Below are 11,288 nucleotides of genomic sequence, written 5' to 3' on the forward strand. Positions count from 1 at the left end.
GTTTTCGATTCAGGCGGTCGGTACATTCGCTGAAAATTTTCCTCATGCTCCTTACGCCTTGAACCCACTACGGTGACGGCTATCGCCCCAACAACCCGGGCGCTCAACAGGAGCATCGCCATGATTCACCGCAACTTCACAGCCGAGCTGCATTGCAGGCATGGCCAGGTCGGGACCTCCCGCTGGCTGTCACCGTCCAAGCCGGACGGTGAAACAGAACGGGAGGGATGGCTGCTGACCGAAGCGGCCTATCAACACCCGCTCAGTACCTTCGTGCCACTCACGTTTCATTTCGAGTACCTGAAAGAAAAACAGACCGCCACCCGATCTCATTATCGGATCAGTTGCCTGAATAACTTTACAGTCAGCAGCTTCGAATATGCCGGCGCCAGAATGGAACAGAACTATAAGGGATGGCTCGGCCTGTATGGCACCGGCTTGTTGGGCAAAGCGATCGACAGCATCACCAGGCCCCTGCTCGGCCCTGGCGAAAGCTTGTGGAAGATCGAAACGCTCACAAATTGGGATGGCAATCCGAACAGCGCGCCGAACATTCCGTTCTACCTGCGTGACGCCCTGGGGCACAGGGTTTCCCAACTGAAGATCTGGGATGGCGCCTACCTCAATGCCGGAGAGTTGAACGGCGAGATTCTCGAGTTTCGACTGCAAAACATTCAGGACGCCTGAGCCATCAAAAAATGAACGATCCCGACCAGGAAGCCTGGCTCCTGGTCGGGCATCACTCAATTCGCCTTGTCGGTTTCCGGCTCGACCTGACTGCCCTGGACCTGCCCTGGCTCATCTTCGGTATCCTCCGCCGCCACCGGCGCCTGCATCACGTCCTGCACGGTCTGCTCATCGACCCGTGGATCGAGCGCCGCAGACAACGGCGAACCTGCCGCAGGCATCGCCACGTGGCCCAGCGGTGCATCCTGAACCTGGTGCAGCCCGGTGACCGCCTTCGGTCGAATACGCCACACCAGCACCAGGGCAAAGAAAGTGAAGAAGGCATAGAGCATCTGTGCGCCCAACGCCTTCATCAGCACGCCCGCCACCAGCGGACCGATGCTCGCACCCACGCCATAGGTGACCAGCAGCATCGCCGTCAACGATACCCGCCGCTCACTTTCCACATGGTCATTGGAGAACGCCACGGCCAATGGATAGAGGCAGAACTGCAGCAACGAAACGATGAAGCCAGCCGCGAACAGCAACTCCAGCGGCACACTGGGCAGCAGCGCCAACGGCAGCGACACCACCGCCAGGCCGATCGACACGCTGCGGATCAGCACCGCTCGATCATAGCGATCCGACAGCCAGCCCAGGGGCCACTGCACTAACAGCCCGGCGAAAATACAACAGCCCATGAACAGACCGACCTGCTCGGTGCTCAGCCCCTGGCGCGCCGCATACAGGGGGGCCAGACCATAGAAGGAACCGACGATCAGTCCCGCGCCAAGCACGGTACTCAGCGACTGCGGCACCCGCTTGATGAAGAATTTCGGCTCCATCGGCGCCGGCCGCAGCGGTGCCGGGTGAATGCGCCGAGTCATCGCCACCGGCACCAGGCACAGGGCAAAGCACATGGCGACCAGCATCAGCAGCTCAGGCCCCAGTGCCGGATGCACCACCAGGATCAACTGACCCAGCACCAACCCAAGATAGGACGCGATCATGTAGCCGCTGAATACCGCACCGCGCTGCTTGGCGTCGGCCTGCTCGTTGAGCCAGCTCTCGATGACCATGTACTGGCACATCATGCCCAGGCCGACGATCATGCGCAGGCCGATCCAGGCCGGTACGTAATCGGTCAGCCCATGCCCCAGCACCGCCGCACCGACGATGCCGGCGCAGGTGGCATACGCACGAATGTGCCCGACCCGAGCGATCAATCGGTGACCGACCTTGCCGCCCACGGCCAGACCGAAATAGTTGGCTGCCATCAGCGCACCGACCCACAGGCTGTCGACATGGTCGGCAGCCAGGCGCAACGCCAGGTAGGTACTCAACAGGCCTGAGCCGATCAGCATCATCAGGGCGGCGAAGTACAACGAGCGAAATGACTTCCAGATCTGGCGCATGCGTCCCCGCGGGCTCCTTGGGCAGGTGTGGTGCTGCTGGCAAGCATAAGGGCAATTTCCCGGACGCGGGCCCCTGGCAGTGAAAAAAAGCCAGGAGCGGCGCGCCGGGCAAAGCTTCTGTCGCGATCAGGCCTGCGCGGCCAGCACCCTACGCTCCCACGGCGTGATCTCATCGAAGAAATCCGTCAATTCCAGGGTCTTGGTGGCGACGTATCCTTCGATGAACTCCTCGCCAAACAGTTCCCGCGCCAACGTGCTGCGACGCAGGCGCTCGATGCCCGCGTGCAGCGTACACGGCAGGCTCAGGTGCTCGGGCACCACGAACTCGCCCTGGATCGCCGCAGTGGGCTGCAGCTTGCGCTCGATGCCATGCAGCCCGGCCGCAAGGCTTGCGGCAATCGCCAGGTAGGGGTTGGTGTCGGCGCCCGGCAGACGATTTTCCACACGCCGCGCTACCGGTGAACTGGCCGGGATGCGCAGGCCAGCCGCGCGATTGTCCTCTGACCAGCAAGCATTGTTCGGCGAGGCGTAAGGGTGGCACAGACGCTGGTAGGAGTTGACGTTGGGCGCGAACAGCGCGGTGAAGTCGGCCATGCACGCCTGCAAGCCGCCGATGAAGTGATGGAAGGTGTCGGTTGCCCTGCCCTGCTCGTCACTGAACACGTTACGACCGGTGCCGATCTCCACCAGGCTCTGGTGGATGTGCATCGAGCTGCCGGGGGTATGCGCCAGCGGCTTGGCCATGCACACCACGGTCAAGCCGTGTTTGAGTGCAACTTCCTTGAGCAGATGCTTGAACAGGAAGGTCTGGTCGGCCAGCAGCAGCGGATCACCGTGCAACAGGTTGATCTCGAACTGGCTGACGCCCATCTCGTGCATGAACGTGTCGCGTGGCAAGCCCAGTGCTGCCATGCACCGGTAGACCTCGCTGAAGAAAGGCCGCAGGCCATTGTTGGAACTGACGCTGAAGGCCGAGTGGCCCAGCTCGCGGCGCCCGTCCCTGCCCAGCGGTGGCTGGAACGGTTGGCCCGGATCACTGTTCGGGGCGAAGACGAAGAACTCCAGTTCGGTGGCCACCACCGGCGCAAGCCCCAGCGCCGCATAACGAGCGATCACCGCCTTGAGCAGACCACGGGTGGAGAGCCCCGAGGGCGTGCCATCGAGCTCGACCGCATCGCAGATCGCCAAGGCCCGTGGGCTGTCGCTCCACGGCAGGACATGAGTTTGCGCAGGATCAGCGACCAGTGCCAGGTCGCCGTCATCACTGCCATAGAACCTTGCCGGCGGATAGCCGCCCATGATGCATTGCAGCAGCACCCCACGCGCCATCTGCAGGCGCCGGCCTTCGAGGAAGCCCTCGGCGGTCATCACCTTGCCGCGTGGGACGCCATTGAGGTCAGGGGTGACGCATTCGATTTCGTCGATGCCGGTCAGGCGCTCGGTCGTCATGACGCTGGTCCTTGTTGTTGTAGGCATGCCGCAAAGGGCGACAGCCACAACATAGGCCGAGGGTGTTTAAAATATCAAGCACCCTGTCGGGCGGTGGCGATAGAGCCTGAACTGACAACTACTCGCGCAAGGTCATGCCATTGGCCGGCAACGGCAATGCGGTCTTGTAGCGCACCTGCTTGAGCGCAAAACTGGAGCGGATATTGGCCACCCCCGGCAGCCGCGTCAGGTAATCGAGAAACCGCTCCAACGCCTGGATGCTCGGCAACAGCACGCGCAGCAGGTAATCCGGATCGCCTGTCATCAGGTAGCACTCCATCACCTCAGGCCGCTCGGCGATCTCCTCCTCGAAGCGATGCAACGACTGCTCCACCTGCTTCTCCAGGCTGACATGGATGAACACGTTGACATCCAGGCCCAGCGCTTCGGGCGACAGCAAGGTCACTTGCTGGCGGATCACCCCCAGTTCCTCCATCGCCTTGACCCGGTTGAAACAGGGGGTCGGCGAGAGGTTCACCGAACGCGCAAGCTCCGCGTTGGTGATCCGGGCGTTCTCCTGGAGGCTGTTGAGAATGCCGATATCCGTACGATCAAGTTTACGCATGAGGCAAATTCACCTGATTCTTGTGTTTATTCAGAATGTTTATCTGCGCCGCGTGATAAAGGCAATGAACTTGAGAGAAAAATTCTCCGGCCCAGCCTCTAAGATGTAAATGACGCTGACCTACCAGTCACAAGCCGGTAGTCAGCGGCGGCCGCTTCAGAGCTCACAAAAACAACATTCGAGCGAGCGTAAAAAGCATGAACGAGTACGCCCCCCTGCGTTTGCATGTGCCCGAGCCCACAGGCCGGCCAGGCTGCCAGACCGATTTCTCCTACCTGCGTCTGAACGACGCCGGTCAAGTCCGTAAACCACCTATCGACGTAGAGCCCGCCGACACTGCGGACCTCTCCTATAGCCTTGTGCGTGTGCTCGACGAGCACGGCAATGCTGTCGGCCCCTGGGCCGAGGGCATCGACCCGCAGGTGCTGCGCCAAGGCATGCACGCCATGCTCAAGACGCGCATCTTCGACAGCCGCATGGTGGTCGCCCAGCGCCAGAAGAAGATGTCCTTCTACATGCAGAGCCTGGGCGAGGAAGCCATTGGCAGTGGTCAGGCATTGGCCCTGAACCGCACCGACATGTGCTTCCCCACCTACCGCCAGCAGAGCATCCTGATGGCCCGCGACGTGTCGCTGGTGGAGATGATCTGCCAACTGCTGTCCAACACCCGCGACCCACTCAAGGGCCGCCAGCTGCCGATCATGTACTCGGTGCGCGAGGCGGGCTTCTTCACCATCAGCGGCAACCTGGCGACCCAGTTCGTGCAGGCGGTCGGCTGGGCCATGGCGTCGGCGATCAAGGGTGATACCAAGATCGCCTCGGCCTGGATCGGTGACGGTGCCACTGCCGAATCCGACTTCCACACTGCCCTGACCTTTGCCCACGTCTACCGCGCCCCGGTGATCCTCAACGTGGTCAACAACCAGTGGGCAATTTCCACCTTCCAGGCCATCGCCGGTGGTGAGTCGACTACCTTCGCCGGCCGTGGCGTGGGCTGCGGCATCGCCTCGCTGCGGGTCGACGGCAACGACTTCGTCGCCGTGTACGCCGCTTCGCGCTGGGCCGCCGAACGTGCCCGCCGTGGCCTGGGCCCGACACTGATCGAATGGGTCACCTACCGTGCCGGCCCGCACTCCACCTCGGACGATCCGTCCAAATACCGCCCGGCCGACGACTGGAGCCACTTCCCGCTGGGCGACCCGATCCTTCGCCTCAAGCAGCACCTGATCAAGGCCGGCCACTGGTCCGAAGAAGAGCACCAGGCCGTCAGTGCCGAGCTCGAGGCCGAGGTGATCAAGGCACAGAAGGATGCCGAACAGTTCGGCACCCTCGCCAATGGCCATATCCCCAGCGCCGCCTCGATGTTCGAGGACGTGTACAAGGAAATGCCCGATCACCTGCGCCGTCAACGCCAGGAACTGGGGGTTTGAGATGAACGATCACAACAACAGCATCAACCCGGAAACCGCCATGGCCACCACTACCATGACCATGATCCAGGCCCTGCGCTCGGCCATGGATGTCATGCTCGAGCGCGACGACGACGTGGTGATCTACGGCCAGGACGTCGGCTACTTCGGCGGCGTGTTCCGCTGCACCGAAGGCCTGCAGACCAAGTACGGCAAGTCGCGGGTGTTCGATGCACCGATCTCCGAGAGCGGCATCGTCGGCACCGCCGTGGGCATGGGTGCCTACGGCCTGCGCCCGGTGGTGGAAATCCAGTTCGCCGACTACTTCTACCCCGCCTCCGACCAGATCGTCTCGGAGATGGCTCGCCTGCGGTATCGTTCGGCCGGCGAATTCATCTCGCCGCTGACCCTGCGCATGCCCTGCGGCGGCGGTATCTACGGCGGCCAGACCCACAGCCAGAGCCCCGAAGCGATGTTCACCCAGGTCTGCGGCCTGCGCACGGTGATGCCATCCAACCCCTATGACGCCAAGGGCCTGCTGATCGCGTCGATCGAATGCGACGACCCAGTGATCTTCCTCGAGCCCAAGCGCTTGTACAACGGCCCGTTCGACGGCCACCACGACCGCCCGGTAACACCCTGGTCGAAGCACCCGCACAGTGCCGTGCCCGACGGCTACTACAAGGTGCCGCTGGACAAGGCGGCGATCACCCGCCCCGGCAACGATGTCACCGTGCTGACCTACGGCACCACGGTCTACGTGGCCCAAGTGGCCGCCGAGGAGAGCGGCGTCGACGCCGAGGTCATCGACCTGCGCAGCCTCTGGCCGCTGGACCTGGAAACCATCGTCGCCTCGGTGAAGAAGACCGGGCGTTGCGTGGTGGTCCACGAGGCCACTCGTACGTGCGGCTTCGGCGCCGAGCTGGTGTCGCTGGTCCAGGAGCATTGCTTCCATCACCTCGAAGCGCCGATCGAGCGCGTCACCGGCTGGGACACCCCCTACCCCCACGCACAGGAATGGGCTTACTTCCCAGGTCCTTCGCGGGTAGGTGCGGCATTGAAACGGGTCATGGAGGTCTGAATGGGCACGCACGTCATCAAGATGCCGGATATCGGTGAAGGCATCGCGCAGGTCGAACTGGTGGAATGGTTCGTCAAGGTCGGCGATGTGATCGCAGAGGACCAGGTGGTGGCCGATGTCATGACCGACAAGGCCACGGTAGAAATTCCCTCGCCGGTCAGCGGCAAGGTCTTGGCCCTGGGAGGCCAGCCCGGCGAGGTCATGGCGGTCGGCAGCGAGCTGATCCGTATCGAAGTCGAAGGCAGCGGCAACCACGTCGACGCGCCGCAGGCCAAGCCGGCCGAGCCGCACGTCGCGCCGGCCCCTGCGCCAGCCCAGACAAGGAGCGAGCCGCAGCCCGAAAGCCGTCCGCAGCCGGCCACAAGCCACGCCGTCGCGCCCATCGTCCCGCGCGAGGCGCATGACAAACCACTGGCCTCACCCGCCGTGCGCAAGCGTGCGCTGGATGCCGGTATCGAGTTGCGTTACGTGCACGGCAGCGGCCCGGCCGGGCGCATCCTGCACGAAGACCTCGACGCTTTCATCAGCAAGCCGCAGACCGCCCTCGGCCAGGCGCCAGCCGGCTACGGCAAGCGCACCGACAGCGAGCAGGTGCCGGTGATCGGCCTGCGCCGCAAGATCGCCCAGCGCATGCAGGATGCCAAGCGCCGCGTCGCGCACTTCAGCTATGTCGAGGAAATCGACGTCACCCAGCTCGAAGCCCTGCGCCAACAGCTCAACGCCAAGCATGGCGAGAGCCGTGGCAAGCTCACGCTGCTGCCGTTCCTGGTACGCGCCATGGTCGTCGCCCTGCGCGATTTCCCGCAGATCAACGCCACCTACGACGACGAGGCCCAGGTCATCACCCGCCACGGCGCCGTACATGTGGGCATCGCCACCCAAGGTGACAACGGCCTGATGGTGCCGGTACTGCGCCATGCCGAAGCCGGCAGCCTGTGGAGCAACGCCAGCGAGATCGCCCGCGTGGCCCATGCCGCGCGCAACAACAAGGCCAGCCGCGAAGAGCTGTCCGGCTCGACCATCACCCTGACCAGCCTCGGTGCCCTGGGCGGTATCGTCAGCACGCCGGTGGTCAACACCCCGGAGGTGGCGATCGTCGGCGTCAACCGCATGGTCGAGCGCCCGGTGGTGATAGATGGCCAGATCGTGGTGCGCAAGATGATGAACCTGTCCAGTTCGTTCGACCATCGCGTGGTCGACGGAATGGACGCCGCCCTGTTCATTCAGGCCGTGCGCGGCCTGCTGGAACAGCCCGCCTGCCTGTTCGTGGAGTGAGCATGCAACAGATTCTTGATACCACCCTGCTGATTGTCGGTGGTGGCCCCGGCGGCTACGTGGCCGCCATCCGCGCCGGGCAACTGGGCATTCCCACCGTGCTGGTCGAAGGGCAGGCGCTGGGTGGCACCTGCCTGAACATCGGCTGCATCCCATCCAAGGCGCTGATCCACGTGGCCGAGCAGTTCCACCAGACCCGCCGCTACGCCGAAGGTTCGGCGCTGGGCATCAGCGTCTCGGCACCGCACCTGGACATCACGCGCAGCGTCGAATGGAAGGACGGCATCGTCGACCGCCTCACCAGCGGTGTGGCTGCCCTGCTGAAGAAACATGGCGTGAAGGTGCTCCATGGCTGGGCGAAGATCCTCGACGGCAAGAACGTCGAGGTCGACGGCCAGCGCATCCAGTGCGAACACCTGTTGCTGGCGACCGGCTCGAGCAGCGTCGAGCTGCCGATGCTGCCGCTGGGCGGGCCGGTGATCTCCTCTACCGAGGCCCTGGCACCGAAAAGCCTGCCGCAACACCTAGTGGTGGTCGGCGGCGGCTATATCGGCCTGGAGCTGGGCATCGCCTACCGCAAGCTCGGTGCGCGCGTGAGCGTGGTAGAAGCGCGTGATCGCATACTGCCCACTTACGACGCCGAGCTGACCGCACCGGTGGCCGAGTCGCTGAAAAAACTCGGCATCGCACTGCACCTGGGACACAGCGTGGAAGGCTACGAACAGGGCTGCCTGCTGGCGCGCGACGGCGCAGGCGAACAGTTGCGCCTGGAGGCCGATCAGGTACTGGTCGCCGTTGGCCGTCGGCCACGCACCCAGGGCTTCGGCCTGGAGAGCCTGGCACTGAAGATGAACGGTGCGGCGATCGCCATCGACGAGCGCTGCCAGACCAGCATGCGCAACGTCTGGGCGATCGGTGACGTGGCCGGCGAACCGATGCTCGCACACCGCGCCATGGCCCAGGGCGAGATGGTCGCCGAACTTGTCGCTGGCAAGACTCGGCGCTTCGAGCCCACTGCGATTGCCGCAGTCTGCTTCACCGATCCGGAAGTCGTGGTGGCCGGCAAGACCCCGGACCAAGCCGCCGCGCTGGGCCTGGACTGCATCGTTGCGCAGTTCCCCTTCGCCGCCAATGGCCGGGCGATGAGCCTTGAGTCGAAAAGCGGTTTCGTGCGTGTCGTCGCGCGTCGCGACAACCACCTGATCCTTGGCTGGCAAGCAGTCGGCGTAGCGGTTTCCGAACTCTCCACTGCCTTTGCCCAATCCCTGGAAATGGGCGCGCGGCTGGAAGACGTGGCCGGCACCATCCATGCCCATCCGACCCTGGGCGAGGCCGTGCAGGAGGCTGCATTGCGGGCATTGGGGCACGCACTGCATATCTGAACAGCACTGAAGCGGCGAAAGCCGACTTGACCCGTCGCACCTTGGGTGCGGTGGGTCTTTTTTTGCCGGCGGCAAGGCACGGGTGTTGCCACCAGCCTGTTTGCCGATAGCGGCAAGCCACTTCCTCCTGCGGGCAATCCGCTGCCCTGGCGCTCAGCGCAATGCAGCTACAGCCCTCGCCGCTTCTGGCTTCGGTAGTCTGGCACAGGTTTTGCCGCTAGCTCTGCGCGTTTTACCATCCAAGGAGGAAACACATGATGATCAGCCTCAATGGGCTGGGCTGGCAGACTGCGGTGCAACAACCGCACCGGGTCAACCATGACACTGTCCAGGCCGATATCCTGCCGCAGCGTCAGGCCCTGGCCACCAGCAACACGACAGCCCAACAGAACAGCCAAGGCAACACCTCGCAGCAGAACGCCGAAGACGCCCGCCAGGAAGCCTTCGCCAAGCTCAAGGTCGCCCTGCAGAACCCCGATATCGCCGCGCGCCAGCAAGCCAGTGCATCTAAGCAGCCGGCCAGCAACGCCCTGCAGGAGTTCCGCGACTACATGTCCAAGTCGCCGGAGGAAAAGATCAAGGAGAAGATCCTGCAGGAGCTTGGCATGACCGAAGAGGACTACAACGCCCTGCCTGCGGAGAAGAAACAGAAGATCGACGAACAGATTGCCCAGCGCATGAAAGAAGACGTCGAACTCAAGACCCAGGCCAAGCTGCAGCAGCAGGCTGAACGTGCAGCCGCCAACACGGCCGACATGACCCAGGCCAGCGAGACCAGCAAGCAGCAGGAAGACAAGGAAAAGGCACTGTCGGTCTGAACGACATGATCACGGTGGCCGGTGCGATACCGGTCGTCGTGCGTCGTGGCGAATCTCTGCGATTCGTCCAGCGCTGGAAAGACGGCAACAGGGAGTGGTAGGCGGAATTGCGAAGGATGTGTCCCCTGCTGGAATCGAACCAGCATCTAGCCCTTAGGAGGGGCTTGTTCTATCCGTTGAACTAAGGGGACATCACGCCGCGCATTCTACGCAAATTCAGTGGCTTGGAGAAGCCATCCGAAACGGCGCAGGCGGTCAGCGGCGAGCATGGTAACCAGCGCTCGACCGTTTGTCATGCCCGAGGCTGGCATTTCGATGTAGTCCATTTCTGCGTTTTCTCGCCGTCTCCACGCTGCCCGGCGGTTCAATTGCATATTAATGGCATCGTCAGGGAATTTTTTGCGTAGGTGCGGTCAAAACGTGAACGTCGGGCGCTTCGGCCTGATGGGGAACGCTTGCGTCATGTTGCATAGCCACTATGCTCAAGGATAGGGAAATCTTGCGAGTTTGATGATTTTCCCCAGGCCTTTGCCGAGTTTTACAAGATTTTGACAGCAAAGGCCTGACAGAAGGTCGAGATGGGAAAGAGTAAAACTTTTCAAACCAGTACTCATTTCTGATAATTGGTACTGGCAGAAAGCCTTTACCCGGATCACTATTTGTCACAGAATTGACGCCAAGGAAACGGCGACCATGAGGCAAGATGAGCATCCAAAATCACATCACGGTTGAACATTTTGTCGTCGCGACGGTCGTACCGACTACCGTGCGGCCAATTTGAGAACCGCTTCCCCTGAACCAGAACAACCGGTCAATTTATATGCGCCCAATGAAACAGGCTATCTACTCCAGCCGCACCGCTGACAAATTCGTCGTCCGCCTGCCTGACGGGATGCGTGAGCGCATTGCCGAGGTAGCGCGCAACCATCACCGCAGCATGAACTCCGAAATCATCGCCCGCTTGGAGCAAAGCCTCATCCAGGAAGGTGCACTGGGCGACGAGTTGAGCATGCGCCTGGACAGCCCTGAACTGTCCCTGCACGAACGCGAGTTGCTGCAACGCTTCCGTCAACTCACCCACCGCCAGCAGAACGCGCTGGTCGCCCTCATCGCTCACGATGTGGAAATGGCAGCCGACGCCTCCTGAGGTTTCCAACGCCCACGAAAAAAGCCAGCGCAAGCTGGCTTT

At 62.7% G+C, this 11,288-nt stretch carries 10 protein-coding genes and 1 tRNA gene; 7 read left to right on the forward strand and 4 right to left on the reverse strand.

Annotation, left to right across the window (positions count from 1 at the left end):
* Positions 1-120 precede the first annotated feature (120 nt).
* Complete coding sequence (locus HU729_RS23390; RefSeq protein WP_186711686.1) at positions 121-687, forward strand: hypothetical protein; 567 nt, start codon at positions 121-123, stop codon at positions 685-687.
* A 56-nt stretch (positions 688-743) separates the two neighbouring features.
* Here HU729_RS23390 and HU729_RS23395 read toward each other — a convergent pair whose 3' ends face one another.
* The 3 genes from HU729_RS23395 to bkdR all read right to left on the reverse strand — a co-directional run bounded on the left by HU729_RS23395 (position 744) and on the right by bkdR (position 4,134).
* Entirely contained in the window at positions 744-2,081 is a 1,338-nt protein-coding gene (locus HU729_RS23395) for an MFS transporter (RefSeq protein ID WP_186666461.1), read from the reverse strand.
* Between the two features lie 126 nt (positions 2,082-2,207).
* Positions 2,208-3,449, reverse strand: coding sequence for a glutamine synthetase family protein (locus tag HU729_RS23400; protein WP_186666674.1), 1,242 nt, complete (start codon positions 3,447-3,449; stop codon positions 2,208-2,210).
* Between the two features lie 199 nt (positions 3,450-3,648).
* A complete protein-coding gene (gene bkdR, locus HU729_RS23405) occupies positions 3,649-4,134 on the reverse strand; it encodes a Bkd operon transcriptional regulator BkdR (RefSeq protein WP_027593063.1) in 486 nt (161 codons plus the stop codon).
* Positions 4,135-4,331: 197 nt separating this feature from the next.
* Between bkdR and HU729_RS23410 the strand changes: the two genes are divergently transcribed.
* From HU729_RS23410 to HU729_RS23430, 5 genes are all read left to right on the forward strand, one after another.
* Entirely contained in the window at positions 4,332-5,564 is a 1,233-nt protein-coding gene (locus HU729_RS23410; protein ID WP_186666463.1) for a 3-methyl-2-oxobutanoate dehydrogenase (2-methylpropanoyl-transferring) subunit alpha, read from the forward strand.
* A 1-nt stretch (position 5,565) separates the two neighbouring features.
* Positions 5,566-6,624 (forward strand): alpha-ketoacid dehydrogenase subunit beta, encoded by a 1,059-nt coding sequence (locus HU729_RS23415; RefSeq protein WP_186666465.1) that lies wholly within the window; start codon positions 5,566-5,568, stop codon positions 6,622-6,624.
* Positions 6,625-7,899 carry a dihydrolipoamide acetyltransferase family protein gene (locus HU729_RS23420; RefSeq protein ID WP_186666467.1) on the forward strand — a complete coding sequence of 425 codons (1,275 nt, stop codon included), beginning with the start codon at positions 6,625-6,627 and terminating at the stop codon, positions 7,897-7,899. It begins immediately after the preceding gene.
* Between the two features lie 2 nt (positions 7,900-7,901).
* Entirely contained in the window at positions 7,902-9,281 is a 1,380-nt protein-coding gene (gene lpdA, locus HU729_RS23425) for a dihydrolipoyl dehydrogenase (RefSeq protein ID WP_186711687.1), read from the forward strand.
* Between the two features lie 254 nt (positions 9,282-9,535).
* Entirely contained in the window at positions 9,536-10,099 is a 564-nt protein-coding gene (locus HU729_RS23430; RefSeq protein ID WP_238348422.1) for a hypothetical protein, read from the forward strand.
* A gap of 119 nt (positions 10,100-10,218) precedes the next feature.
* Here the strand turns inward: HU729_RS23430 and HU729_RS23435 are convergent.
* Positions 10,219-10,290, reverse strand: a tRNA-Arg gene (locus tag HU729_RS23435).
* 629 nt (positions 10,291-10,919) lie between these two features.
* Here HU729_RS23435 and HU729_RS23440 point away from each other — a divergent pair.
* Positions 10,920-11,246, forward strand: a complete 327-nt coding sequence (locus tag HU729_RS23440) for an Arc family DNA-binding protein (RefSeq protein WP_029613963.1) — start codon at positions 10,920-10,922, stop codon at positions 11,244-11,246.
* The last annotated feature ends 42 nt before the right edge of the window (positions 11,247-11,288 follow it).

The organism is Pseudomonas sp. RW10S2 (assembly GCF_014268985.1).
Classification (GTDB): domain Bacteria; phylum Pseudomonadota; class Gammaproteobacteria; order Pseudomonadales; family Pseudomonadaceae; genus Aquipseudomonas; species Aquipseudomonas wayambapalatensis.